Below are 26,390 nucleotides of genomic sequence, written 5' to 3'. Positions count from 1 at the left end.
TTCTTCAGCGCCGGCGCCCCCGCGCCGCGCCCGCGCGGGGCCGCGGCTATGCTGCGCGCATGCGCATCCCCGGCAGGACGGAGCGGCGGGTCGTCGCGGCCATCCTCGTGACCGCCCTGATCCCGCTCGTCGCCAGCATCGTGGTCGCCCGGACGGTGATCGCGCGGGTGTCGGCGACGGCGTTCCAGCCCGAGTTCGGCGTCCACCTGGACAGGGCGCTCGGCGTGTACGCCGAGCTGGCCGCCGCCATCAAGCAGGGCATGCGCTCCGAGGCCGACGCGATCGTCGCGGCGGACCCGCTGCGCGAGGCCGCCTTCGCCGGCGGCGCGCAGCGCCTCGACGCCGAGCTCGCGCGCATCATCGCGGCTCACCCCGCGCTGGTCTCCCTCCGCGTCGAGCGCTGCGGCGGCGATCTCGTCGGGGCGCGCGAGCGCGGCCGCCCGGTGGATCCGGCGCACGAGAAGACGCTCACGGTCCGGAAGGCGATCGCGCGCGCGCCCGGCCACGCCGCCGAGCCCGGCGATCCAGCGCCGGGCGACGGCGGCTGCGACGGCGACGCGCGGACCCTCGTCGCGACGTTCGCCGCGCCGAGCGCGCGCTTCGACGAGCTCGACGCGGCGCAGGCGTTCGCGCAGGCGTACCACGCCCTCGAGCGGGAGCACCGGAAGGAGTACCTCGACGAGAGCTACGGCGACGCCTTCGCCGCCCTGCTCGGCGCGACGATCCTCCTCGCGATCCTCGCCGGCGTGCTCGTGGCGCGCCCCGTGGTCGACCGCATCGCGCGGCTCGCCGCGGCGACCCGGCCTGTCGCGGAGGGCGACCTCTCGGTGCGCGTGGGGCTGCAGGGCGACGACGAGGTCGCCGATCTCGGCCGCGCCTTCGACCGCATGCTCGAGGAGCTCGAGGGCAGCCGCGCGCGGATCGAGTTCCTCAAGCGCATGGGCGAGTGGCAGAAGATGGCGCGGCACCTCGCGCACGAGATCAAGAACCCGCTGACCCCGATCCAGCTCGCCGTCGAGGAGTGCCACCGGCGCTATGCGGGCAGCGACCCGGCGTACCAGCGCCTGCTCCAGACGACGCTGGAGGTCGTCGAGGAGGAGGTCGGCACGCTGCGCCGCCTCGTCGGCGAGTTCTCCAATTTCGCGCGGCTCCCGCGGGCGGAGCTCGAGCCCTCGGATCTCGCGGAGTTCCTGCGCGAGCAGGGCGAGCGCTTCGCCGCGGTCGAGGAGGCGGGGCGCGAGCACGCCTCGGACGAGGCGCTGCTCGGGCGCGTCGATCTCGAGTTCGACGTGCCGGATGTCCCGATGCCGGCCGCGCTCGATCGCGAGATGCTCCGGCGCGCCCTCGGCAACATCGTGCGCAACGCGGCGCAGGCGCTGCGCGACGCGCAGCGAGCGGCGCCCGGCGGAGGGGCCCGAGAGCGCCCGGGCGCCGCCGTGTGGGGCAGCGTTCGCGTCTCCGCGCGGAGCGAGGGGCAGAGCCACCTCATCGCGATCGACGACGACGGCCCGGGCATCGATCCCGCCGTGCGGGACTCGGTGTTCGATCCGTACGTCACGACGCGGTACGACGGCACGGGGCTCGGCCTGAGCATCGTGAAGAAGATCGTCGTCGATCACGGCGGCACCATCGACGTGCTCGAGTCCCCGCTCGGCGGCGCGCGCTTCGTCATCCGGCTCCCGCGCGCAGGCACGCCCGCGGCGCGCGCCGCGCTCGGGGCCGAGGCCTTCTCCGACGGCGATCGCGAGCCTGCGTCCGAGGGCGCCGCTCCGACGCCGCCAGCCGCTCGCGGAGGGCAGGCGCCGCGCGGGGCGGGGTAGGGCCGCGCCCGCGGGTGCGGCGCCGCGGATCCTGCAGCGCCAGAGCGCCGCTGGCCGGACGACGAGCGCAGCCCGGGAGCGCGCTCCGGGCTGCTGGCGGGGGTCTCGGCGCCGAAAGCGCACCTCCGGACCGGTCGGTGGTCAGGAGATGCTTGACCAGCCGGCCCCGCTTTGCCATGTTCGCCGGCGGAGAGGTGACCGAGAGGCCGAAGGTGCCTGATTCGAAATCAGGTGTACCCGCAAGGGTACCGCGGGTTCGAATCCCGCTCTCTCCGCTACGCTTGGCTGCTTGCCCCCGTTGAAGCAGGTGGGCTCTGACCGCCCGCTCTCTCTCGAGCGGCGCCGGTCCGGCAGAAGCGGACGCGTTGAAGTTGTATCGGGAGAGGTGACCGAGTGGTCGAAGGTGCACGACTGGAAATCGTGTGTACGGCAACGTACCGCGGGTTCGAATCCCGCCCTCTCCGCTGAGCTGAACCGTCGTCGATTCCTTGCCGTGATGAGCTCCTTCAAGCGAGCCAGCAGGACGCCGGCGAGCGATGTGACGTGAACGATGAGCGATGAGGCGGATCGGCCGGTCGCTCGACCGCCGCGTCCGCTCGCCGCAGTGTTGCCTGGCGCGGCGGTGCGCGCGGGACGAACGGAGCCGACGAACGGAACCGACGGAGCCGACGAACGGAACCGACGGAGCCGACGAACGGAACCGACGGAGCCGACGGAACCGACGTAACCGACGGCTTGTCGACAAACCCCGCTTGACCAACCCTCGTCCGACGACGACGATGCCCCCGCAGAAGCCTGAGACGCTTGACAGGCGAAGGGCCGCCTTGTAGAAGTGGCGCCCCTTTTTGGCAGGCGCCCTTCCGGAGTTTTTCGCCCAATGAATCCTCAGCCCAAGTCCTTTTCCGCCAAGCCTGCGGAGGCCCGCAACGAGCGTACGTGGTGGGTGATCGACGCGGAAGGCAAGCCCCTCGGCCGCCTTGCCAGCCGCATCGCCACGGTGCTCCGCGGCAAGAACAAGCCCACGTTCACGCCGCACGTCGACACCGGCGACTTCGTGATCGTCGTGAACGCCAAGAAGGTCCTTCTGACGGGCCGCAAGCTCCAGCAGAAGAACTACGTGCGGCACAGCGGCGAGCCGGGCGGCTTCCGTTCCGAGTCGTACGGTCACCTGCTCGAGCGCAAGCCGGAGCTCCCGATCCAGAAGGCCGTGAAGGGCATGCTCCCGAAGAACGTGCTCGGGCGCGAGCTCCTCACCAAGCTCAAGGTCTACGCCGGTCCCGATCACCCCCACGCGGCGCAGAAGCCGCAGCCCCTTAGCTACAGCTGAGCAAAGCCATGACGGAAACGAGAACGTACGCCACTGGTAAGCGTAAGACCGCCGTTGCGCGCGTCTTCCTCTCGCCGGGCACCGGCAACATCAAGGTGAACCAGAGGCCCGCTGACGATTACTTCGTCCGCGAGACCTCGCGCATGGTGATGCGTCAATCGCTCGAGCTGCTCGAGCTGCTCGATCAGTTCGACGTGAGCGCGACCGTGGTCGGTGGCGGCCACAGCGCGCAGGCCGAGGCGATGCGGCACGGCATCGCGCGCGCCCTCTGCGAGCTCGATCCGGAGCGCAGGCCGTCGCTCAAGCGCGCGGGCTTCCTCACGCGCGACGCGCGCAAGAAGGAGCGCAAGAAGTACGGCCAGCCCGGCGCTCGCAAGCGCTTCCAGTACTCGAAGCGGTAGCACGCCTGGGCCGCCGCCCATCGGGATGGACGGCACGGCAAGGACATCGAGGACGCGAGGGTTTCCCCCTCCGCGTCCTCGGTGCGTTTTGTCTGCCCGACGCCGCGAAGGCGTCGAGGACGGGACAGCTCGTCCCTCGGCGTCTGCTCTCCATCGAGCGGACCTCTCGGCCCGCTCGGCGTCCTCTGGTTTCATCGAGCGGACCTCTCGGCCCGCTCGGCGTCTGCTCTCATCGAGCGGACCTCTCGGCCCGCTCGGCGTCACATCGCTTCCGGCGGGCTCTTGAGATCGGCGCCTTCGATGAGCTCGCCCTCGTCGTCCCCGGCGCCTTCCGGCGGCTGCGCTTCTTGCTCGTTCGGTCCGCTCGGTCCGACGTCCGGCGCCGCGGCGGCCGAGGCCTCGCTGCCGGTGGCCGCGAGCGGCGGCGAGGGAGGCTCTGCCGCCTCCGGCTTCGCCGGTTCGGGCGGCGGCTCGGGCAGCGGGATGGCGTCGAGCCGCTTGTCGAGCGCTTCCTTTGCCGCGGCGAACGCCGCGCGATCGATGGCGGGCATCACGCGCTCTCCATCGAGCTGGAGGGTCTCGGCATCGAAGTACTTGCCGTCCCTCTTGGCGCTGAAGTGAAGGTGAGGGCCCGTCGAGCGGCCCGTCGACCCGACGTAGCCGACGAGCTGATGGGTACCCACCTTCATGCCGGCCTTGATGCCGGGGGCATACCTCGACAGGTGCGCATAGCCGGTGGTGACCCCGTTCGCGTGCGTCACCGTGACCAGGTTGCCGCTCGGACCCGCCGGGCCGACCCAGTCGACAACGCCGCGATACGCCGAGTACACCGGCGTTCCCATCGGCGCGCCGAAGTCCGTCCCGTTGTGGGGCATCTTCTTCTTCAGCACCGGGTGCATCCGCTGCGGGTTGAACTTCGACGTCACGGGCGCGCCCGGGACCGGCGCGCGCCAGCCGCCGGCGTGCGGCTGCCGGCCGCGCTCATCGAACGTGCCGCGGGCCTCTTGCCCCTTGAAATCGTAGATGCGCACCGGCTTCTCCGCGGGATCCGCGGGCCGGTACTCGAGCGCGATGACCTTCTTGTACCGGGAGAACATCCCGAGCGCCGTCTCTTCGACGGCGATCAGCCGGACCGTGCTCCCCTCCTCGAAGCTCTCCGTCGAGAGGCGCCCGTTCAGCGCGTCGTCGATCGCGTCGAGCACGCCGGGCTCCAGGCCCCCCGCCCGGATCGCGTTGGCGAGATCCTTCCCCACGTAGAAGGAGGCGACGACCTCCTCCTCGGCGATCTTCATGTCGAGCGCGGCGCCCTTGAGCAGCCCGGCCGCGTCGTCCCTCGCCTGGTAGATCTCGCTCGCCGAGACCTCGTATTCGAAGGCGCGGACGCGGCGCGTGGAGCGATCCATCGCGACCGTGAACCGGTCCTTGCGGCCGCACTTGTCGAACTTCCGCAGCCCGTCGAAGGCCTTCATGATCCGGTAGATCTGCGCCTTCGGTACGCCCTTCTCGTCGAGGGCCGTGATGAACGACCGGCGATCCATCACGTCGCTCACCAGGAGCATGGAAGGATCCTTCCCGAGCTCGGAGATCCGCCATGGGCCGGGCAGCGGGGTGCGCTGCTTGGTCTTCACCTCGGGCGCGGAGGACGGCCTGGCGGCCCCGTCCGTACCTGCTGCCGAGGCCGTCGGGCTCGCCGCGACCAGCGCGCGCTCGTCGCGCACCGGGACGCCCTGGATCAGCAGCGCGATGAGCGAGGTGAGCGTCGCGAGGCCGAAGATGCCGCCGAAGACCGCGGTCATGCGCGGCGACAGGTGCGGTCCTGGAGGGGGCCGGCTGAGGCCGGGAGGAAGCCGCGGACCGTCCGTCGAACCGGGGCCCGCGTGGGGACCGCCGTCCATGAGCGACGGCGATCGCAGGGGCTGCACGCGCGGATCGCTGCCGCGCGACCAGGGCGCCGATGCGCGCCCGCGAGAAGAAGGAGGAGGGAGCTGCGGCGGCCACGTCGACGCCGCGCGCGCGCGCAGCTCGCTGCTGCGCGACCAGGGAGCAGCCGGAGCGCCCTCGCCCCGGCGGCCGCCCTGCAGCGGCGCGGTCAGCGGCGGCGAGGGCGGTCTGCTGGGGGCGTCGAGCGCGTCGTCCGCGACGTCCTCGGCCGCGCCGGCGCGCACGATCTCCGCGCGCCGCGCGTCCTGCGGGACAGCAGCGCCGGGCTCCACGCGCGGCCCGTCTTGCGGGACAGCGGCGCCAGGCTCCGCCGCGCTGCCGGCCTCTCCGCTCCGCCCCCGGGCGCGGTCCTCGGCGTCCGGCGCTCCGGAGGCCTCGAGCGGGTTCTGGGGTACTGCACTCGGCACGCCGACGTGCGTACCAAGGCATCGACGGGGTTGCAACCGCGCGACTCCTTGCCCGACGCAAGGGTTGCGCGGAAGGCAGATCCCATCGTACGCCGGTCGCGTAAGCTGACGGGCCTGATGGACGACCGGCTGAAGCAACTCCTGGTTCTCGGCAGGGAGCACTACGAGCGGCGCGAGTACGATCTCGCGGAGCACGCCCTGCGGCAGATCATCGAGAAGACCGACCGCTTCGCGGACGTCTACAACATGCTCGGCGTCATTCTCCACGAACGCGGTGATTTCCTCGCGGCCGAGGCCCACTTCGAGCGCGCGGTGCAGCTCAACGAGCACTACACGGAAGCGCTGCTGAACCTCGCCGTCACCTACAACGACCTCGGCAAATACGAGGCCGCGCGGCATGTCTACTCTCGCATCCGCCGCGGCGAGGGGGGAGGCGGCGTCCTCGACCCGTTCGCGCGCGGCAAGATCGCCAACATGCACGCCGATCTCGCGCAGGCCTATGCCGACGCCGGTTGCGCGCAGGAAGCGATCGCCGAGCTCACGCGGGCTGTGGCGCTGTGTCCGACGTTCGTGGATCTTCAGCTGCGCCTCGGGACGATGTACCGCGACGCCGGGAATCTGGCGCTCGCTCGCGAGCATTACGCCGCCGCGCGCGACGCGAACCCGAAGTACGCACCAGCGCGCGTGCTGCTCGGCGTCGCGCTGCTCTCCCTCGGCGCGCCCGATCAGGCGAGCGCCGAGTGGCGCGAGGCGCTCGCCATCGATCCCGAGAGCAGGACGGCGAAGATGTACCTTCGCACGCTGGAGGCGCAGCGGAGCAAACGCGCTGCGGGCGCCGTGTCAGGCGAGCCGGCGGCGGGCGGTACGTGGGACGCGCTCGACGAGGCGACACCCACGACCGTGAGCGACATCCTCTCCAAGACGACGGCCGATGCAGCGGGTGAGACGGATCGTGCTGCACGGGAAAGCAAACCCTGAACGTTGGCGAAATACTCTCTCCTCCGAGAGGAGGCGCGCCGCGCGTGGCGTGAGCTCCGTGGCAGCGAGCTGTCCGCCGGCCGGACCGCCGTGGCGGTCGCGATCGGCCTGTTCATCGGGTCGCAGCCGATCTTCGGCTGCCACACGCCGCTCGTGCTCCTCCTCTGCCTGTGGTTCCGTCTGGATGCAGCGATTGCCTGGGTCGCTGCGAACATCTCCAACCCCTTGTTCGCGCCAGCGCTCCTCACGGCCGAGGTCCAGGTCGGAGCGTACCTCCGCACGGGTCGCTGGCTGCGCCTCTACGAAAAGATGAGCTGGGCGCAAGCGCTTTCGGACTTCCCCGAGTACATGTTCCTCGGCGCCCCGGTGGTCGGGCTCGCGCTCGCGGCGCTCGGCGGCGGCCTGATCTTCGTCCTCGTCACGCTGAAGCGGCGCCGCGCTCCCTCGCAGCAGAGCAGCAGGATGGAGCCGTATCGGCTCCCCGGCGATGCGCCGCCCTGGGTCCACGCGGTCGAGCGCGTCGCCGGGAGGTACAGCCCGCCTGAGGGCGCCACGCCGGCGCAGCGTACCCGCTTTCACTATGTCCGCTTCAAGCTGCTCGGCGACCCCATCGCCCGGTTGATTGCCGACATCGCAGGCGACCGCCCCGGCGCGCTCGGGGAGGTCCTCGATATCGGGACCGGGGCTGGCCAGCTGCCGATTCTCCTGCTCGAGCTGGGGAGGGCCGAGCGCACGCGTGGGTTCGACTGGGACCGAGCCAAGATAGAGGCCGCCCGGCGCGCGGCCGGCGAGGGCTCCGGCGCATCTCTCCCGCGCTCGTCCGAGTCGTCCGGCCCGCCCGGCCCGCAGCGCGCGGCCCACGCCCGCCCTCCGCTGGACGCCGAGTTCTGGTGCGCAGATGCGCGCGAGGCCGAGCTCGGAACTGCAGACACCGTGCTGCTCATCGACCTGCTCCACTACTTCCGCGTGGAAGAGCAGGACGCGATCCTGCGGCGCGCGGCGGCCGCGGTTCGTCCGGGCGGGCGCCTGCTCGTCCGCGAGGCGGACACCGAGCGCGGCTTGAGGAGCTCGATCACGCTCCTTGAGGAGCGTGTCTTCACCGCGCTTCGATTCAACCGGGGCGAGCGTGTGCGCTTCCGTCCCGCCCGAGAGATCGCGGCGCTCCTCGAGCAGCTCGGCTTCTCCTGCGAGACGGTGCCCGCCTGGGGGAAAACGCCCTTCTCGAATGTCCTCATCGTCGCGAGCCGAGCCCCGCGCTGAGCCCGAGTCGCCCTTCCCTGCGAGCTCTCATCCTCCCGCCGCCGTCATCGCGCCCCGAGCGTCAGCGGTCGTTGCCGGGGTGTCCGGTCCGGCGTGCGGCCTCTTGTGCATCGCCGAGTTGCTCGAACACCGCGGATGGTTAGAACCTGTCCAGTAAGTTGACGGGTCGCTCTCGCGGCTCCTTTCGGTGGACGAGCCGCGCTATCGGGTGGAGCGATTGCCCTGATGGCACAGACCATGCTTGTCCCATGGGCCTGGCGAAGGAGCCCTGCTGCCCATGTCCCTTCCTGTTCGCCAGAGGTCGATAGGCCTCCGGTGGCTCCCCCTTGCCAGGCGTCAGGCTCGCCCACGTTGCAAGCCCGCGATATCCGCCTGGGGCGTCCTGTCCAGGTGTCCGTGAAGGTGCGTTGAGCTCCGGGCCGGCCAGGTCCAGCGCGGCTCCGAGGGCGCCGCGTCATCGTCGAGAAGGGCGCCGGATGGGCGGAGCGGGTCGGGCGTTCACAGCAACGAGGCTTGCGCGGCGCCGATCGTGCTCTGCCATGTCGGCAGTTCCGGCCACGCTCACGGCTCCACGCAGCGAGCACCGCCCGGCGGGAGTCCGGCCCCGGATGACCGGACTCCTGCGCCGCGTCGCGCCGGTGACCCTCCCTTTCGTGTCCTTGGAGCTCCGCCCCGGCTCACGCCCCAGCGTCCGTTTCGAGGCCGCGTCAGCGCCGCGTGACAGAGACCCGAGGCGATCGCGGATGCACGAAACTAGATGTGGTGGTCCTTCGATGATGCCCCACGATATGTTGGGGCTCAGGGGGTCATGACGTGGTGGTCTCTCCCGATCCGACGTCGACAAGAGCACGGGCATGGCGGCTCGGTAACCCGGCGTCCTGGGCACCAGAGCGGACATGTGTGCACAGACGCGATCGCGGAGCGGCGCCGCCTGCGTCGTGTCACAAGGCGGCTCCGCTCAGCAGCGGTCGGGCGGCAGTTGACGCGCCTCACGCGCGGATTTCGCCGTCGTCCTACGGGTCGTCCTACGAGGAGACGACATGGCTTGGCGGGACTTCCTGAGGGGCATCCAGCGGCGTGTACGCCTGCGGAGCTTGCTCCGCGCCGAGGTGCGACGTCTCCGCGCCTGCCGGGACAGCTCCCGGCTCGCCGCGATTTCCCCTGCTGGGCTTGCGGGAAGGCGGGACGTCGACCTCGGTCGGTCTGGCCCGACCCCTCTGGAGAGCGTCGATGCCGGCTTCAGCGGGAAAAGTACTTGGTAGCCCGCTTCTCTCCTTTCGACGTGATCTTCTTCTCGACGAGCAGCTTCCGAATCGGGAGGGTCAGCTCCTTCGTGGTGGTGCCCAGATCCTTGGCGATCTGCTCGACGCCCTGGCCGCTGTTGCTCCGGATGTGCTCCAGGACCTTCTGCGTCATGGCGGCGAGCTCTTCCTTCGAGCGCTTCTCGCCCTTCTTGCGGGTGGGCTTCGCAGCGCGAGCGGGGCGACCGACCGCCTTCTTGACCTCCGCAGGCTGCTGGGGAGCGGCCTTGGCCCGACCCGCCTTGCGCGGCGCGGCGGCCGCAGCGGCCGGCTGGCCCTCGCCTCGCAGGGCGTTGGCGACGGCCTCGAGAGCCGCTTTGCGGACAAGTCCGCTCAGCTGAGAGACGAATGCATCAACGTGGCTTTTGATCTCGGTTTCGACGTTGTTCATTGGATCTCGCGTCCCATGAATAGCTAGAGTTGTCAACTGCTGAACAGCACCTTGCTTGAAAATAATTCGAGAGGTGTCCCCCTCTCCCCTCAACGCGCGTCAAGAACCCGCGCTCGCCACCTCCCCGTCGGTCATCGGGTGCTGGGGGCGACCGGTCGAGCCGGACTCCAGCCACCTCGTCTCCCTGCCGACGTCGCGCGACGTCGCGCCGCGAAGCCAGGCTCCGCCCCAACCCAAGAGGGTGCGATGGACAGCGCCGTGCTCCTCTCTGCACCGCGCTCCCGCTTTGGATGCCGCGGCGCGCGTGCCGTGGGCAGCCCCGTAACCGAGGGGAGCCAGCGACATTCCCATGAAGATCTGCTTTCCTGTGCTCCGGACACACGCGCCCCACCGCGCAGCGGCCGAAGCGGGCGCCTGACCGAGGGACCGTGGAGGAGCCCGACCCCCCGGGTGGAGCGCCCGCGACGAGGAAAGGTGTCATGGCCGAGGTCGCCGTTCCAGGCGACCCCGGTGAGCTGGAGCGGCAGCCTTTCACTTCTGCACTCCACCCTGCTCCGGCGGCGTAACCGTATGCCCGAGCTCTCGTCTCCCGACCGAGCCGCTCTCCGCGATCGACCGCAACGTGTCGGCCGCCGAGCCGCCCTCCGGCGGTGTCGACGTCATGAGGGCTACCCCACCCACCTGCCAGGACATCCCCCTGGCTGATCGGCGCGGCGGCCCGACGCGGTTGCTCCCACCCACGTTGCAGCCCCCAGGCCATGTCGCCTCCGGTCTGGCTGCGTCTTTTTGCGGCTGTGCTGGAGCTGCCCAGCCTCCGGCCGAGTCCCCCAAACCGCTCGCCGTGCCCGAGCTCCGACGGCCGCCCCGGCAAGCCGGAAGTCGCCCTGCGGGAGGCCACGAGGCCGCCGCTCCTGCTCAGCCGCTCATCCTGATTCAGGGGGTGACACTCGTGCTGGGCACCAGGGTGACGCTCGCCCGCGGCTCGCCCCCGTGCGAGGGGGCAAAGCTCACCGTCGCCGCCGAGGGCGACATCGATCCCCCGAGCGGGGCGGCGGTGATGGACGCTGGTGGACAGTTCGTCACTCCTCGGCTGTTCGACGCGCACTCCCACCTCGGGGGCCGCCCGACACCAGGCGCGGCGGCGCACCTGGACGGCAGCGAACGGGAACCAGACACGGGGCCGGTGGCGCCGCAGGCTCAGTTCGCCGATGCCTTCTGGCCCCAGGACCCGGGTATCGAACGGGCAGTCGCTGGTGGTGTTACGACCATACAAGTCCTTTCGGGTTCAGGCAACCTGATTAGAGGGTGCGCGGTAACGATGGAGCTCCGACCGGGCATCAGCCGTCCCATCGGCCCTCCGAGCTTCCTCCCAGGTTCCTCCCTGATTCCTGCCAGATGCTTCCCAGACGCTCGCCACCGTGGCGCCCGGCGGGCTGAAAGTGGCTTGCGGGGAGAGCCCGAAGCGCAGCTACGGCGGGGACAAGCGGGCACCGATGGCCGGTACGGGCAACCTCGCTCTCCAGCGGGCGACCTCTCTCAAGGCCAGGAAGCTCCAGACGGACTGGGCGCGATGGAGCGACCGGGAGTCGCGCCGGATTGCGACCGAGGCGAAGACGCCGTCGTCCGCCAGGCCACGAAGCAGGAGCGCTCGACACCCGAGACCTCCTCCCGCGAAGATCCTGCCGTCGAGCCTACTGCCTGCTCGAGGGCGTGTCTCGCGTCGACGTGGGCGCGGCGCGCCATCACCGCAGTCGCCAGCGCCGCCTCGTACACGGGCGATCGCGCGACGCTGACGGCGGCGCACCGTGATCGGGTGGCCTCACGAGAGCCGCGCGTCGACGCGCGGCGCGCCCGGCTCTCGTGATCAGGGCGCTCGCGCGCGCTGCGCGGCTCTCGTGATCAGGGCGCTCGCCGCCCGACATCTCGACCTGGGCGTTCTGCCCCGTCGCGCCGAGGCGAGCGGCGCCGCGTCTCATGACGGCGTTTTTCTAGATGTAAAGGAGAACCGGCGCGGGCCGCGTCGGCCGCTCTCCACGGGAGCAGCCGTGATCGCGGCGCTTGCTGCCGGCGCGCGCGACTTCTAGATCGTTCCGGCCGTGGTCAACCCGAGCGCCAAGCAGGATCCCGAAGCCCTCCTCGCCGCCAAGCTCGCGTCGCTCCCGACGACGCCGGGCTGCTATCTGTTCATCGACAAGGCCGGCGCCGTCGTCTACGTCGGCAAGGCGAAGAGCCTGCGCTCGCGCGTCCGCAGCTACTTTCAGGAGAGCGGGAGCGACGCCAGGTACTTCATCCCGATACTCCGGAAGATCGTGGCCGATCTGGAGACGGTGGTGACCGCCACCGAGAAGGAGGCGGCCGTACTGGAGAACGAGCTCGTCAAGCAGCACAAGCCGCGGTTCAACGTCAAGCTGCGTGACGACAAGGACTTCCTTTGCCTCAAGCTCGACACGCAGAAGGCGTGGCCGATGCTCGAGACGGTCCGCCGTCCCGCCCCGGACAAGGCGCGCTATTTCGGGCCCTACCACTCGGCGACGAGCGCGCGGCGGACGCTCCACCTGGTCAACAAGCACTTCCAGCTCCGCACCTGCTCCGATACCGAGATGGCGTCGCGCCGGCGCCCCTGCCTGCAGTACCAGATCAAGCGTTGCCTCGCGCCCTGCGTGATGGATGTCGACCGGGAGCTCTATACGGAGATGGTCCGCTCGGTCGCGCTCTTCCTCGAAGGGCGCCACGACGAGCTCACGGGGGAGCTCACCACGCGAATGCGGGACGCGTCGCGGGAGCTCGAGTTCGAGCGCGCCGCCATCTACCGCGATCAGCTCCGGGCGGTCGAGGCCGTGCGCGAGGCCCAGCGCGTCGTCTACGTGAAGGACGTCGATCAAGACGTGGTGGGCATCTACCGCGAGGGGACGCTCGTGGAGGTCGAAGTGATCTTGGTGCGGAGGGGGCGCGTGACAGACACGCTGTCCTTCTCGCTCCGCAACATGGAGCTGCCGGACGACGAGGTGCTCGGCGGCTTCTTGAACGAGTACTATGGCGTCGCGTCCACCACGATCCCCGATGAGGTCCTCGTGCCGGTGTTGCCCGACGGCGCGGAGGGCGTCGCGGAGTGGCTCGGCGATCGGCGCGGCCGCAAGGTGGCGCTCTTCGTGCCTCAGCGCGGGCCCCGCGTCGATCTGCTCAAGATGGCGAGCGAGAACGCGGCTCACGCGTTCCGGGAGAAGCAGCGGAGCTCCGACGATCTCGAGGCCCGGCTCGAGGAGATCAGGGAGCGCCTTCGTCTCCCGACGCTCCCGCGTCGCATCGAGTGCTGCGACATCTCGCATCTCGGCGGCGGCGACACGGTGGGATCGATCGTGGCGCTCCTCGATGGTCAGCCGGACAAGAAGCGCTACCGCAGCTTCAACGTGAAGAGCGTGGCCGACGGCGACGACTACGCCGCGATGTACGAGGTGCTCTCACGGCGCTTCCGCCGCGGAAAGGCCGCCCGGCAGGCGAGCCCCGCGTCCACCGCAGACAGCGAGGCCGCGCTCGGCGCCGAAGGCGCGCCCGAGAGCGACGTGATGGAGGGCGTCACCGAGAGCGACATGATGGAGAGCGATCCGGCGGAGAGCGGCGCGCTCGAGAGTGATGCGACGGAGGGCGACCTGGCTGATGAGGAGATCGGCTCGGCAACAGCGAGCGACGCTCCGCCGGAGACGGAAGGGACGCCGGTGTCCGCGGCCGCGGAGCGAGAGAGCGCCGGCGCGGGGGGTGATGTGTCGAAGCGCGCCGAGGCCGGCGGAGGTGAGTGGGATCTTCCGGATCTGTTCGTCGTCGATGGTGGGCGCGGCCAGCTTCAGGTGGCGCTGTCGGCGGCGCGCGATCTCGGCCTGCACGGCCTCCCGATCGTCGGTCTGGCGAAGGAGCGGGAGACGCAGACCGGAGAGAAGCTCGTCGACCGCGTCTACCTGCCTGGCCAGAAGAACGGTATCCCGCTCCGATCCACGAGCTCCGCCCTCTTCTTCCTGGCGCGCGCGCGCGACGAGGCGCACCGCTTCGCAAACCACGCACGCAAGCGGCTCGGCAAGGCGCGGCGCCTCCGGTCCGAGATCGAGGACATCCCCGGGCTTGGCGGCGCGGTGAGGACGGCGCTCCTCCGGGAGCTCGGTTCCATGGAAGGAGTGCGTCGCGCGACCGACGCTCAGATCCTGGCGGTGACAGGGGTCACCAAGCGACACCTGTCAGCGCTGCGCAAGGTCATCCCGTCTCCCGAGTCCTCGCAGCACGACGCGCCGGCCGAGGACACCGGCGATCTCTCCAAGGCACGGGGGCTCACGCGCTGAGCGCGACCGGCCCGTTCCGCGATGGATCGGTGAAAGATCACGCTGCGACCTGAACGGCGTTCCGGGTTGAGCGCCAAGGCGTTCTCTGCGACGATCCGAACACCAGGCGCCCGGTCGCATTCCGGGCGCACGCGGTCATTTTTCGATCAAGAGCACCACCTGGCACACCGAGCGCTTCTTGCGGACCCGACGTAGCGGGCGGGCCGCGGCGGGCCGCGCTCGGCGGGCTCGATTCCCGGCGGGCGCTGCCTCGCTCCGGGGTTACGCGGCACGTGAGCACCATGGGAGAAGTACGCGCTGGCCACACGCTCGGTCGCTATGAGCTCCTCGTCCCCATCGCGCTCGGGGGCATGGCCTCGGTGTGGGCCGCTCGAACGGGCGGCCAGCTCCCCAGGATCGTCGCCGTCAAGCTGCTGCGCGCCGAGCTGAGCGACGATCCCGACTTCGAGGCGATGTTCCTCGACGAGGCCACCCTGGTCTCGCAGATCCATCACCCGAACGTCGCGGAGACCATCGATGTGGGTGAGGAGGACGGCGTCCTCTACCAGGTGATGGAGCTCATCGACGGCGAGCCGCTCAACCTGGTTCTCCGCGAGAGCAAGGCGCGCGGCGGCCTGCCGCTCCCCTTCGCGCTCCGCATCGTGGCCGAGGCGGCCCTCGGCCTGCACGCCGCGCACGAGCTGCGCGGCGGCGACGGCAAGCCCGTTGGCCTCGTCCACCGCGACGTCTCGCCGCAAAACATCCTGGTCGGATACGACGGGTCGGTGAAGATCCTCGACTTCGGCGTCGCCAAGGCCGCCTCGAACCTGCAGCGAACCCAGGTCGGCCAGGTGAAGGGCAAGTACGCGTACATGTCGCCGGAGCAGGCGGGCAGCGAGCCCATCGATCGGCGCACCGACGTGTTCACGCTCGGGATCGTCTTCTATCAGCTCGTGACGGGCAAGCACCCCTTCCACGCCGAGAACGATCCTGCGACGGTGCGCCGCATCTGCGACAAGGCTGCAGCCGAGCCGCCGCGCACCCTCGTCCCGTCGCTCCCGGAGGACGTCGGGCGCATCCTCATGAGGATGCTCGCGAAGCCGAGGGACGAGCGCTTCGCCACGATGGCCGAGCTGCGCCAGTCCATCGAGCAGCTGTCGCCAGCGACGCCCATCGCCACCTCGGATGAGCTCGGCGCGCTGATGCAGCAGATGCTCGGCCCGCGCGGCGAGCGGCGGCGCGCCGCGATCCAGGAGGCCATGCAGATCGCGCGCGAGCGCGCGCTCGACTCCGACTATCCGCAGTCACAGCAGAGCTCGCCGCAAGCCGCCGCTCAGCCCGGGCGCGCGGGCGCGGAGCGCGGCGCCGGCCCACCGCAGGGCGCTCGGCCGGCGCCGCAGACGCCGCCGACGTCCGACGAGGGCCGCGCGCGGCGCTGGCTCGTCCCCGCGACCGTCGGCCTCGTGGTCCTCGTGGTGCTCGCGGGCGCGCTCCTCCTGCGCTCCTCGCCGCACGGCGGCCCGGCGCGGCAGCGGGGCTCTCTGCTCGTGCCCGGGGCGGGCTCGATCAAGGAGCCGCTCCTCAGGGCGGCGCGCGCCGCATCGAAGGCGCCGCGCGACGGCTCCGATGTGACGCGGGCCGCACCGTAGCCGCGCCGCGCGCCCGCGTTCGCTTGACGGTTCGGGCAACGCTTTTCAAGATGGCCGCCCTCGCATGGATCTTCGCCGCTCGCCGGAGCTCTGGCGGTTCGCCGCGCTGGTGGCGATCTTCGTCACGAGCGGCCTGGCCATCACCTACCTCGTGCTGCCGCCCCCGCCGGACGACGGCCCCAGGCCCCCGCCGGTCCTCCGTGTGGCGCAGGTGCCGGTGCCGACGGGCGGCGACGTGGTGGCGAACGCGCTCGACCTCGTGCGCCGCTACGCCACCGGGGAGATCCGGATCGTGCTCCCCGACGGCTCCGCGCGCGCGCTCCGCCGCAACGATCTCGGCGTCGAGATCAACCGGGTCCGCCTCGCCGAGTTCGTGCGCGAGGCGCTCCGCCCCGAGAGCGCGCTCCGCCGCGCGCACGAGCGGGCCGGCGGTGGCGACAAGCGCGACGAGGACGCGCCGCTCGACATCCCGATCCCGCTCCTCCTCGACTCCGAGCGGGCGATCAGCAAGCTGCTCGACCTGAAGGTCGAGCTCGACGCGCCCGCGGTCGACGCGTACGTCGACCTCGAGGCGAAGCAGCTCAAGCCCGAGAAGATCGGGTATCGGCTGGACGTCTACGGCACGCTCGCGCGCATCGACGCCGCCCTCCGGGCGGGCGAGGACACCGCGCAGGCCAGCGTCGAGACGATCGCGCCGAAGCTCGTCGCCGAGCAGCTCGGCAACGTCAAGTTCGATCAGGTGCTCGGCTACTTCGAGACGCGCTACGCGACCGGCGCGAAGTCCAAGGAGAGGACGTACAACCTCAGGCTCGCCGCGTCCAAGCTCGACGGCGTGGTCGTCATGCCGGGCGAGATCTTCGACTTCAACGAGACGGTCGGCCCGCGCGACGAGGCGCACGGGTACCGCGTCGCTCCGGTCATCGCCCAGGGAGAGCTCGTCGACGGGCTCGGCGGCGGGACCTGCCAGATCTCGGGCACGCTCCACGGCGCCGCGTTCTTCGCGGGGCTCGAGATCGTCGAGCGCTACCCGCACTCCCGCCCGAGCTACTACATCAAGCTCGGCCTCGACGCGACCGTCGTCTACCCGACGATCAACTACCGCTTCAGGAACCCGTTCGACTTCCCGATCGTGCTCCACGAGACGGTGGCCGGCGGCGTCGTGCGCGCCGAGATCCTCGGGCCCTCGCGCAAGCTCACGGTCACGTACTTCCGTCGCATCGACGAGGTCGTCCCGTTCGAGGAGCTGGAGCGCCCGACGCCGAAGCTGCCCGAAGGGAAGCGGGCGCTCTCTCAGCGCGGCATCCCCGGCTTCAAGACGACGAGCTCGCGGGTCGTCCGCGACGGCGCCTACGCCGTGCGGGAGAAGTGGAGCGACAGCTACCCGCCGACCGCGCAGATCGTCCATGTCGGGAGCGGCCCGCGCGACCCCGAGGCCAAGACGGCCGACGACAATCACCCCGAGTACGTGGCGGACGAGTACCTCGTCGTGACGCAGGGGCCGGACGTCCGCACGCCAGGCGTGACAGGCCCGGAGCCGGGCGGCGGCACCGTCGAGAGCCGCGAGCCCGGGCTCACGGGCGAGCGCGGCTGGACCGAGCGCGCGGGGTTCGGCACGTTCCGCGCGAAGGGGGAGGAGCGCGCCGAAGGGGAAGGCGGCCGCGCGCGCGGCGAGGACGCGCCGCCCGCAGAGGGGATCACCGTCGCGCACGCCCCGGGCGCGGCGGCGCCGGAAGCCCGTGGCCAGCGGGACCCCGCGGGGGACGAGGCGAAGAGCGGCAAGGGCAAGAAGCGACGCCAGAACCAGAACCAGAACCAGAAGAAGAAGACGACGACGAGCGACGGCGGCTGAGCGGGCGGCCTCGAACGACGCCGGCGGCGGCTGCTCGGCGGCGCTCGCCGCGCGCTGGCCTCGGCGAGCTCCGCTCGTCCTCCGCCGCCGCGGCCTTCAGCGAGCGCCGATCGCCCGGCGCACCTCGTGGAGCGTCGGGCCCGCGAGCGCCCGCGCGCGCTGGGCGCCTTCCGAGAGCAGGGCGTCGACGCGGGCCGGGTCGGCCATGAGATCGGCGAAGCGGCGCCGCGGCTCCTCGAGCGCGCGGTTCAGGACCTCGAACACGGCCTCTTTCGCCTCGCCCCAGCCGATGCCGCTCTGGTAGCGGCCGCGGAGCGCCTCCGCCTCTTCGGGCGTGGCGAACTCCCGGTAGAGGTGGAAGAGCGGCGAGGTGTTCGGATCCTTCGGCTCGCTCGGGGGCGACGAGTCCGTCTTGTACTTGAAGATCGTCTTGCGCAGCTTCTCCGGCGGCAGGAAGAGCGCGATGGTGTTGTCGTAGCTCTTGCTCATCTTGCGGCCGTCGAGGCCCGGGATCACCGCCGTCTCGGCGCTGATGCGCGCCTCGGGCAGGACGAGGGTCGGGCCGTAGATCGCGTTGAAGCGCTGCGCGATATCGCGGGCGATCTCGATGTGCTGGACCTGGTCCTTGCCCACCGGCACGACATTCGTCTTGAACAGGAGGATGTCGGCCGCCATCAGCACCGGATAGCCGTAGAGGCCCATGTTGATCCCGGCGTCGAGGTCGTCGCTGTCCTCGGCGCCCGCGGCGCTCGACGCCCCGGCCCGGGACTCCATGTTCTTGGCGACAGCGGCCTTGTAGGCGTGGGCGCGGTTCATGAGCCCCTTCGCCGTGAAGCACGAGAGGATCCAGCTGAGCTCGAAGATCTCCGGAACGTCGGATTGCCTGTAGAAGATGACCTTCTCGGGATCGAGGCCGAGCGCGAGCCACGTCGCGGCGACCTCGTGGACCAGGCTCCGGAGCTTCTGCGCGTCGTGGATGACGTTGAGCGCGTGATAGTCCGCGACGAAGTAGAGCGCGTTCGACGCGGTCCCTGCGAGCGCGAGCGCCGGCTTGATCGCCCCTACGAAGTTGCCGAGGTGCGGCGTTCCGGTGGGCTTGATGCCGGTGAGGACGGTGCTTGCCATCGTTGTCGTGTTCCTCTGAGGGAGCTCATCCCAATACGCGCTCCCGGCGGGTGATGCCACTGCCACGCCCCAAAAATCAGCCGGGTTTCTTGCTGCGCGGGCGCGTTGGCGCGTGTCGGCGCGCGTGTCGGCGTGCGCGCGCGCGTGCGCGCGCACGCGCGCCAGCGCGAGCGCTCTGCCCGCAGCGCGGCCCCGGAGCATCCGCCCGCGGTGCGGCGTGTACCGTGTCGTGGCCGTGTACGGTGTACGGTGTACGATTGGCGATTTTCGTGCCACGGTGGACGCCGGACCGACCCCACGACCCACGCTGGCACCTGCGCCATGTCTGGCCGAACGCCGTCATCTCCCGCACCTCGCCCCGAGGCCTCCGCCCCGCCGCCCGCTGGCCAAGCCCCCGAAGGCGCGCGGCCGACCGTCGCGCTCGCCGTCTCGGGCAGCATCGCTGCGTACAAGGCCGCCGAGGTGGCCCGGCTGTTGATCCAGGGCGGCGCGCGCGTGCTCCCGATCATGACGCGCGCGGCGCAGCAGTTCCTCGGGCCCATGACGCTGAGCGGGCTTTGCGGCGAGCCGGTGCGCGACACCATGTGGGATCCCGGCTTCGCGGGCGAGCTGCACGTCGCGCTCGCCGCCGAGGCCGATCTCGTGCTGCTCGCGCCCGCGACCGCCGACGTGATCGCCCGCCTCGCCGCGGGGCGCGCCGACGACCTCGTGACGGCGCTCGCCCTGTGCGCGCGGGGGCCGGTGCTCGCCGCGCCGGCGATGCACCCCCGCATGTGGGCTCACCCCGCGACGGCGCGGAACGTCGCCACGCTCGAGGCCGACGGGCGCGTGCAGCTCGTCGGCCCGGTCTTCGGCGAGGTCGCCTCGGGCGAGCGCGGCCTCGGGCGCATGGCCGAGCCGGCGGCGATCGCGGCCGCGGCGTTCTCGCGGCTCGCCCCGCGCGACCTCGCGGGCCTCCGCGTCGTCGTCACGGCGGGCCCCACGCTCGAGGACCTCGATCCCGTGCGCTTCCTCGGCAACCGCTCGACCGGCAAGATGGGCTTCGCCGTGGCGGAGCGGGCCGCGGCGCGGGGCGCGCAGGTCACGCTCATCGCCGGCCCCGTGTCGCTCTCCACGCCGCCGGGCGCGCGCCGGGTCGACGTGCGCGGCGCGCTCTCGATGCGCGGCGCGCTCTGGCAGGCGCTCGGCGAGGACCTGCGCGGCGCCGACGCGCTCATCATGACGGCCGCCGTGTCCGACTACCGCCCGGCCGAGCAGCACGCGACCAAGCTGAAGCGGACGCCCGACCTCGCGTCGCTCCCGCTCGTGCCGAACCCTGATTTGCTCGCGGAGATCGGCGCGGCGCGCGGCGGGCCAGCGGACGCTGCCGGCGCCGGCGGAGCGCGCTCGCCGGTGCTCGTCGGGTTCGCGGTCGAGACCGCCACGGACGAGGGGGTCATCGCCTATGCGCGGCACAAGCTCGCCAGCAAGCGCGTCGACATGATCGTCGCCAACCACGCGGCGGACTCGTTCGGCCGGGACGACAACCGCGCCACGATCGTGACCCGCGACGCCGCCGACGCGCTCGGCGTGTTGCCCAAGCCGGCGCTCGCGGACCGCATCCTCGACCGGGTGTTGCAATTGTGTCGGACGAGTCGGACGGGTCAGGCGAGCGCGCGATGAGCCCGGGCGAAGACCGCGCCGCGGCCCCTTCCGCCGCGGCTCCTCCGGCTGCCTCTGGCTCGACCGCCCCGGCCTCGTCGCGCGATCCGCGGGCGATCGATCCGCGCGAGCCGCCGCGCTCATCGCGCCGCGAGGCCGCGCTCATCGCCGCGTCCGTCACCGCCTGTGTCGCGCTCGCCGTCTCGTTCGCGTTCGATCCTGGTCGCGCGGGCGCGCCTGCCATGCTCGCGGCGCTCGGCGCGCTCTACGCCGTCCTCGCGGCGATCACCGTGATGTGGCTCCGCCGGCGCGGCGAGCTCCGCGCCGCGCTCCGCCCCCTGTCCGGCGATCTCGCGCGCGGCGCGCTGGTCGCGGCGGGGCTCTACGGGCTCGCCATGGCGGTGCAGCTGCTGCTCGCCCCGCGGGGCTCGCCGCGCGAGGCGTGGGTCCTTCGCCTGTACCTCCAGCTCGGCGACCCCTCGGCCGACGCGCGCGTGTTCGTCGGCGCGCTCGTCTTCGTCATCGCCGCGCTGGAGGAGATCGTCTGGCGCGGGCTCGTCCTGCGCGCCCTGGAGGGGCCGCTCGGCCGGGGCGCCGCGTGGCTGCTGTCGAGCGCGCTGTTCGCCGCCGCGCACGCCCCCACGCTCTTCCTGCTCGGTGATCCGGTGGCCGGGCCGAACCCGCTGCTCGTCGCGGCGGGCTTCGGCTGCTCGATCGTGTGGGGTCGCGTTGTGCACCGGACCGGGCGCCTGGCGCCGGCGGTCTTCGCCCACGCGTTCTTCTCGTGGGCGATCGTGAGCTTCCCGATCTGGCGGCCGTGACGGGCTCGCGCCTGCCGCGGGATCAGCCCTCGAGCTTCGCGAGCTCCTCGTCGGGGACGTCGAAGTCGGCGTAGACGTTCTGCACGTCGTCGTGGTCGTCGAGCGAGTCGACGAGGTTCAGGCAGACCTCGGCGTCGCGGCCCGCGACCTCTTTCTTGTTCTTGGGGACGTAGCCCGCGGAGTTCGACTTCACCGCGATCTTCGCGTCCTCGAGGGCCTTCACGACGGTGTCCATCACGTCGACGCTGGAGAGCACCTGCCACTCCTCTCCCTGGTCGCTGTAGTCGTCGGCGCCCGCGCCCACGGCGGTGTCCATCAGCTGATCCTCCGTCGCCGCGTCCTTCGCGAGGAGGATGATCCCCTTCCTCTCGAAGGCCCACTGCGCGGAGCCGCCGGCGCCGAGCTGCCCGTTGTTCTTCTCGAAGATCTTCCGGATCTCGGCGACGGTGCGGTTCCGGTTGTCGGTCATCGCCTCGCAGAGGAACAGCGTGCCGCCGGGCCCTGTCCCTTCGTAGAGGATCTCCTCGTAGTTCGCGCCCTCGATCTCGCCGGTGCCGCGCTGGATGGCGCGCTTGATCGTGTCGGCGGGCATCGCCTGGCCCTTGGCGTCGTTGATCGCCTTGCGGAGGCGCGGGTTGCCGTTCGGGTCTCCGCCGCCCATGCGCGAGGCGACGGTGATCTCCTTGATGAGCTTCGTGAAGAGCTTGCCGCGCTTCGCGTCGAGCGCGCCCTTCTTGCGCTTGATGGTGGCCCACTTCGAATGGCCGCTCATGCCTGTCTGCTCCGTGATGACGGGGCGCTCGCTCGCGGCGCGCGCCCAGGGGGAAGGTTCGGCGCAAGATGGAGCACCGTTCGGTTCGAGCATAGAAACCGTCAGGGCGCCGGGAGCGCCAGGAGATTGTCGAGCTCTCCCGGCGCTCTCGGCGCCTTTCGGTTCGAACCGTCCGTCGCTCTAGCGGTGCGCCCCGGGGGAGGCAACAGCGACGGCACCCCCGGCCGCGCGGTTCCCTCCCCACCGGGAGGACGAGCGCGGCCGAGAGCCCCTGCCGACCTGGGTCTGTGGCTGCCCCCCCCTCTGTGTCGCTACAGCGTCGCTACAGCGCGTAGCCGGTCTCGCCGTGCTCGGTGGCGTCGAGGCCCTCGCGCTCGTCGCTCTCGGGCACGCGCAGGCCGATCAGCTTGTCGACCAGCTTGAGCAGCACGAAGGTCACGATCGCGGCGTACAGGCCGACGGCCACGATGCCGGCCAGCTGCGGGACCAGCTGCCCCGGGTTGCCGGCGACCACGCCGTCGCGGCCGGCCTCGTTCAGGGCCTTCTCGGCGAAGACGCCGGTGAGGACCGCGCCGAGCAGGCCGCCCACGCCGTGGACGCCGAACGCGTCGAGCGAGTCGTCGTAGCGCAGGCGCTCCTTCGAGACGACCGCCGCGTAACACACGACGCCCGCGAGCAGGCCGATCACGACGGCGGCCCACGGCGCCACGAACCCGGCCGCGGGCGTGATCCCGACGAGCCCGGCCACGATGCCGGACGCCACGCCGAGCGCGGTCGGCTTGCCTCGCTGCGCCCACTCGACGAGGAGCCACGCCGCGCCGCCCGCCGCCGCCGCGAGGTGCGTGTCGAGCAGCGCCAGCGCGGCGAGCCCGCCCGACGTCAGCGCGCTGCCGGCGTTGAAGCCGAACCACCCGAACCACAGGATGCCCGTGCCCGTCAGGGTCATCGTCAGGTTGTGCGGCACGTGCCGCTCGTGCGGATATCCCGTGCGCTTGCCCAGCACGAGCGCACAGATCAGCGCCGAGACGCCCGCCGCGAGGTGAACCACGGTGCCGCCCGCGAAGTCGAGCGCGCCCATCTCGAAGAGCCAGCCCTTCTCCGCCCACACCCAGTGCGCCACCGGGTCATAGACGAGCGTGGACCAGAGCAGGATGAAGACCAGGTACGCCGAGAACCGCATCCGCTCGGCGAACGCCCCCGCGATGAGCGCGGGCGTGATCACCGCGAACATCATCTGGAACGCCGCGAACGCGATGTGCGGCACCGTGCCGCGCTCCACCGTCGCGATCCCGTGCAGACCGACAAAGTCGAACCCGCCGATGAGCCCACCGTGCGACGTCCCGAACGCGAGCGAGTACCCGATGGCCACCCACTGCACCGAGATCACCGCGAGCGCGGCGAACGAGTGCATGAGCGTCGCGAGCACGTTCTTGCGGCGCACCATGCCGCCGTAGAACAGGGCGAGGCCCGGCGTCATGAAAAGGACGAGGGCTGTCGATGCGAGGAGCCAGGCCGTATCCCCAGTGTCGATCTTCATGGCACGGGCGTAACGTGCCCAATGTTTCAACGAGGTTTCGTGGTCGCGGCAGGACGCATTTGACAGGAAGTCGGGAAATTTCTAACGCCCGATCTGGCGGCGCCGGACACCGGATCCGACCATTCCGTGATGTCACCTACATCAGGCCGGTTGTTGTCCCCGTATCGACAGGACCGGGACCTTTGCCGATCTCACCACCCGCTGCGCCACGCTGCCGAGCAGCGCCCGCGCGACCGCCCCGCGCGCGTGTGTCCCGATCACGATCATGTCGGCGCCGATCTCGTCCGCGAGGCGGCAGATCTCCTCGTCGGGGACGCCGGCGCGCAGCACGCCCGAGATCTCGACGCCGGGCGTGGCGCGCCGGCGCTCGAGCACCTGATCGAGGCTCCGCTGCGCCGCATCGCCGATGCGGGCGGCGTCCTCGGCCGAGGGGATCAGGGACGAGCCTTCCGGGAAGCTGTAGACGGGCACGCTGTACACGTGCGCGACGACGACCTTCGCGGACAGCTTGCGGGCGAGCTCGATCGCCGTGTCGAGGGCGATCTCGGAGGTCGCGTTGAAGTCATGGGCCAGGAGGAGGGTCTTCATCTTGCTCCGCGGTGGTGGAGGGCGCAGGCGGCGCGCCGCCGCCCTTTCGGTCCGGCTTTCGTAGCTCCGGGGGCGGGTCTCCGGTAGGGGGCTCGTCGGAGGCCGCCGGCGCCGGCGCCTGCTCCGCCGGGGCCGGCGGCTGCTTCTTCGTCGCCGGCTTCACCCGCTGGAACAGCGCCATCTTCTTCAGCCGGCTGAGCTCCTTGAGCTCGCCGCGCTTCACCGACGCGTTGTGGCGCTCCAGGTCCCTGCCCTTGAGCTCCCCCTCGTCGAGCAGCACGTACTGGACGATCGCGGCGCGGTCCCCCGGATAGAAATAGGCCTCCTTCCGGTTCGACACGTGCGGTCCCATCTTGTTCGTCGTCCCGACGATGGCGCCGGGCGGGATCGCCTCCACCTGCTTCCGGACCCAGGCGTAGGTCGCCTCGTGCTCGGGCGTGAGCTTGCGCGCCACGCGGGAGAAGCCGCCCCTGAACGACGCGTTGTCGACGAGGCCGCCGAACTTCCACGACACCAGCGCGCTCGCCACCAGCATGGCCGCGAGCAGCGCGCGAGAGAGGCGCCGCCCGTCGAGCCCGTAGTACGCGGCCGGCGCGGAGCTCTCGATCCGCTTGAGCGCGAGCGGCGTCAGGGCGAACGCGATGGGGAAGAGGATCGACGAGTATTGGAAATGGATCGAGAAGACCGCGTCGCGCGAGGCGAGCAGGCAGAACATGAGCCCGTAGACGAGCATCCAGCGCCCGGGCTTGGCGAGAAAGGGCAGGAAGGCGAGGGGGACGAAGATCTGGAGCAGGAAGAGGATCTTCGGCTCCTCCAGCACGACCTTGAGCGCGAAGACGGGGTTCGTGAGGAGGGAGACGAGCAGGCCGCCGAGCCCGCTCCGGTTCGGCATGAGCTCCTCGTAGTAATAGGCGAACGAATATGCGTCCTTGCCGGACATGATGATGCCCGCCGACGTCATGAAGAACAGCTTCACGATGACGAGGTAGACGAGGCTCGTCGCGATGGTCACCCAGCCGAGGCGCGCCTTGCTGACGCCGCGCCGGTCGAAGATGGCGTAGAGCCCGATGAAGCACATCAGCAGGGAGACGTCCTCCCGGCAGAGCAGCAGCGCGGCGAGGGTGACCCAGTACCACCTGTCCTTGCCGGTCTCGTAGAAGTAGAGGAGCCAGACGAGGAGCGGCGAGATCAGCGCGAGCGAGTGGAACTCGTACATGTTCACGCCGTGCAGGGCCGGGTAGATGGCCCACACGGCGGCGAGCAGGAGCGCCTTGCCGCGGTGCTCGAGCTTGTCGCGCGCGAGCAGGTACACGGGGACGACGCCGGCGCCGAGCCACACGGATTGGAGCACGAGGAGGAGCTCGGCCCTCGGGTAGAGGAGGTAGAGCGGCGAGAGCAGGACGAGGATGGGATCGAAGTGCGCGGAGCCGTGATAGCCGGCCTTGATGAAGGAGCAGCCGAGCGGCCGGCCGTGGATCGATTGGTAGAAGATGTTGTCGTAGTACCCGAGGTCCGTCGTCCGCGTGTGCAGCGCGCGGTGGTTGGTGATCGCGAGCCGGGAGAAGAAGGCGCCGTAACCCGCCCACAGCGCGAGGACGGCGAGCGGCGTGAGCCGCCGCCCCGCCTCGGCGAGCGCGCCGGCGTGCTCGGGCGCGCCGTCGAGCCCGAGCGAGGACCGCTCGCCGCGGCCCCAGCCGTCGCGGCCCCAGCCGTAGACGCCCGCGCCCACCGCCGCGGCGGCGAGGGCGGCGAAGAAGATCGCGGTCTTCGGACTTTCCTTCTCGATGTTCGGGACCTGGAGCGCGGCGACGAACGGGAGCGCGAGCAGGGGGACGAGGGCGCGGTTGAGGCGGCCCACGGTGCTCACGAAATCCCACGAGCGGGTGCGGGCCCGCCGCGCCAGCATCACGAGGAAGTAGGCGAGCCCGACCCCCACGATGGCGGCCCCGGCGCCGCCGGCCATCCAGCGGCGCTCCACCTCGGTCAGCTTGTTCGTGTCGAGCTGCGCGAGCCGGCTCGGGTGGGTGAAGGCCCAGGCCGTCACGGCGATGCTCATGCCGTAGAGGATCGGCCATGGCGCCAGGGTCAAGGTGGCGCGCGCGAGCCGCTCGAGGGCGCCGTCGAGCTTGGCGAGCGCGCTGTTCAGCCTGGTGCGATGGTTCTCTAGCATGGGTGAGGCGGGTCCTCGGCTACTTGACCCCACCCCCCGCTGTCAAGGAACGTGGAACAAGCGCGCAAAGACGCGGAAAGACGCGGAAGGACGTGGACCGCCGCGGGG

General features: G+C 71.1%; 18 protein-coding genes and 2 tRNA genes. 12 read left to right on the top strand and 8 right to left on the bottom strand.

Going from position 1 to position 26,390, the window contains the following annotated elements:
* Positions 1 to 59 precede the first annotated feature (59 nt).
* From WMF44_RS39480 to rpsI, 5 genes are all read left to right on the top strand, one after another.
* Positions 60 to 1,820: a sensor histidine kinase gene (locus tag WMF44_RS39480; RefSeq protein WP_437295204.1), complete on the top strand. Its 1,761-nt coding sequence runs from the start codon at positions 60 to 62 to the stop codon at positions 1,818 to 1,820.
* A gap of 188 nt (positions 1,821 to 2,008) precedes the next feature.
* Positions 2,009 to 2,095: transfer RNA gene (locus WMF44_RS39475), tRNA-Ser, on the top strand.
* A gap of 104 nt (positions 2,096 to 2,199) precedes the next feature.
* Positions 2,200 to 2,284 (top strand) — tRNA-Ser (locus WMF44_RS39470).
* 413 nt (positions 2,285 to 2,697) lie between these two features.
* The gene (gene rplM, locus WMF44_RS39465) at positions 2,698 to 3,147 is read left to right on the top strand and encodes a 50S ribosomal protein L13 (protein WP_012240013.1); all 450 of its coding nucleotides are present in this window, start codon (positions 2,698 to 2,700) and stop codon (positions 3,145 to 3,147) included.
* 8 nt (positions 3,148 to 3,155) lie between these two features.
* A complete protein-coding gene (gene rpsI / locus WMF44_RS39460; protein ID WP_012240012.1) occupies positions 3,156 to 3,548 on the top strand; it encodes a 30S ribosomal protein S9 in 393 nt (130 codons plus the stop codon).
* 260 nt (positions 3,549 to 3,808) lie between these two features.
* On the opposite strand, the gene WMF44_RS39455 is transcribed toward rpsI, so the two are convergent.
* Positions 3,809 to 5,896, bottom strand: coding sequence for a peptidoglycan DD-metalloendopeptidase family protein (locus tag WMF44_RS39455; protein WP_437295203.1), 2,088 nt, complete (start codon positions 5,894 to 5,896; stop codon positions 3,809 to 3,811).
* A gap of 117 nt (positions 5,897 to 6,013) precedes the next feature.
* Here WMF44_RS39455 and WMF44_RS39450 point away from each other — a divergent pair, with 117 nt between their 5' ends.
* On the top strand, positions 6,014 to 6,874 hold the full coding sequence (locus WMF44_RS39450; protein ID WP_437295202.1) for a tetratricopeptide repeat protein: 861 nt from the start codon (positions 6,014 to 6,016) through the stop codon (positions 6,872 to 6,874).
* A gap of 3 nt (positions 6,875 to 6,877) precedes the next feature.
* Positions 6,878 to 8,134, top strand: coding sequence for a DUF2062 domain-containing protein (locus WMF44_RS39445; RefSeq protein WP_437295201.1), 1,257 nt, complete (start codon positions 6,878 to 6,880; stop codon positions 8,132 to 8,134).
* Positions 8,135 to 9,373: 1,239 nt separating this feature from the next.
* Here the strand turns inward: WMF44_RS39445 and WMF44_RS39440 are convergent.
* Together WMF44_RS39440 and WMF44_RS39435 are read right to left on the bottom strand one after the other, a co-directional pair.
* Positions 9,374 to 9,826, bottom strand: a complete 453-nt coding sequence (locus tag WMF44_RS39440) for a hypothetical protein (protein ID WP_012240008.1) — start codon at positions 9,824 to 9,826, stop codon at positions 9,374 to 9,376.
* A gap of 531 nt (positions 9,827 to 10,357) precedes the next feature.
* The gene (locus WMF44_RS39435) at positions 10,358 to 10,489 is read right to left on the bottom strand and encodes a hypothetical protein (protein WP_437295200.1); all 132 of its coding nucleotides are present in this window, start codon (positions 10,487 to 10,489) and stop codon (positions 10,358 to 10,360) included.
* A 1,433-nt stretch (positions 10,490 to 11,922) separates the two neighbouring features.
* Between WMF44_RS39435 and uvrC the strand changes: the two genes are divergently transcribed.
* The 3 genes from uvrC to WMF44_RS39420 all read left to right on the top strand — a co-directional run bounded on the left by uvrC (position 11,923) and on the right by WMF44_RS39420 (position 17,628).
* Complete coding sequence (uvrC, locus tag WMF44_RS39430) at positions 11,923 to 14,151, top strand: excinuclease ABC subunit UvrC (RefSeq protein ID WP_437295199.1); 2,229 nt, start codon at positions 11,923 to 11,925, stop codon at positions 14,149 to 14,151.
* A gap of 281 nt (positions 14,152 to 14,432) precedes the next feature.
* Positions 14,433 to 15,779 carry a protein kinase domain-containing protein gene (locus WMF44_RS39425; RefSeq protein ID WP_437295198.1) on the top strand — a complete coding sequence of 449 codons (1,347 nt, stop codon included), beginning with the start codon at positions 14,433 to 14,435 and terminating at the stop codon, positions 15,777 to 15,779.
* Positions 15,780 to 15,843: 64 nt separating this feature from the next.
* Positions 15,844 to 17,628, top strand: a complete 1,785-nt coding sequence (locus WMF44_RS39420) for a VanW family protein (protein WP_437295197.1) — start codon at positions 15,844 to 15,846, stop codon at positions 17,626 to 17,628.
* Between the two features lie 96 nt (positions 17,629 to 17,724).
* Here WMF44_RS39420 and WMF44_RS39415 read toward each other — a convergent pair whose 3' ends face one another.
* Entirely contained in the window at positions 17,725 to 18,753 is a 1,029-nt protein-coding gene (locus WMF44_RS39415) for a tryptophan--tRNA ligase (RefSeq protein WP_437295196.1), read from the bottom strand.
* A 321-nt stretch (positions 18,754 to 19,074) separates the two neighbouring features.
* On the opposite strand from WMF44_RS39415, the gene coaBC reads away from it, so the two are divergent.
* Both coaBC and WMF44_RS39405 read left to right on the top strand, forming a co-directional pair.
* Entirely contained in the window at positions 19,075 to 20,415 is a 1,341-nt protein-coding gene (gene coaBC / locus WMF44_RS39410; protein ID WP_437295195.1) for a bifunctional phosphopantothenoylcysteine decarboxylase/phosphopantothenate--cysteine ligase CoaBC, read from the top strand.
* Positions 20,412 to 21,215 carry a CPBP family intramembrane glutamic endopeptidase gene (locus WMF44_RS39405; protein ID WP_437295194.1) on the top strand — a complete coding sequence of 268 codons (804 nt, stop codon included), beginning with the start codon at positions 20,412 to 20,414 and terminating at the stop codon, positions 21,213 to 21,215. Before coaBC ends, WMF44_RS39405 begins: the two co-directional genes overlap by 4 nt.
* Positions 21,216 to 21,237: 22 nt before the next feature.
* Here the strand turns inward: WMF44_RS39405 and WMF44_RS39400 are convergent, their stop codons facing one another.
* From WMF44_RS39400 to WMF44_RS39385, 4 genes are all read right to left on the bottom strand, one after another.
* The gene (locus WMF44_RS39400; RefSeq protein WP_437295193.1) at positions 21,238 to 21,987 is read right to left on the bottom strand and encodes a YebC/PmpR family DNA-binding transcriptional regulator; all 750 of its coding nucleotides are present in this window, start codon (positions 21,985 to 21,987) and stop codon (positions 21,238 to 21,240) included.
* Between the two features lie 322 nt (positions 21,988 to 22,309).
* Positions 22,310 to 23,524 carry an ammonium transporter gene (locus WMF44_RS39395; RefSeq protein ID WP_437295192.1) on the bottom strand — a complete coding sequence of 405 codons (1,215 nt, stop codon included), beginning with the start codon at positions 23,522 to 23,524 and terminating at the stop codon, positions 22,310 to 22,312.
* Positions 23,525 to 23,665: 141 nt separating this feature from the next.
* Complete coding sequence (locus WMF44_RS39390) at positions 23,666 to 24,112, bottom strand: universal stress protein (RefSeq protein ID WP_437295191.1); 447 nt, start codon at positions 24,110 to 24,112, stop codon at positions 23,666 to 23,668.
* Positions 24,087 to 26,282 carry a DUF2079 domain-containing protein gene (locus WMF44_RS39385; protein ID WP_437295190.1) on the bottom strand — a complete coding sequence of 732 codons (2,196 nt, stop codon included), beginning with the start codon at positions 26,280 to 26,282 and terminating at the stop codon, positions 24,087 to 24,089. Before WMF44_RS39385 ends, WMF44_RS39390 begins: the two co-directional genes overlap by 26 nt.
* Positions 26,283 to 26,390 lie beyond the last annotated feature (108 nt).

The sequence above is a fragment of the Sorangium sp. So ce426 genome (genome assembly GCF_051475585.1).
GTDB lineage: Bacteria > Myxococcota_A > Polyangia > Polyangiales > Polyangiaceae > Sorangium > Sorangium cellulosum_B.
Note: the sequence above shows the minus strand (reverse complement) of the source record. Positions and strands in the feature narration are given on the sequence as shown.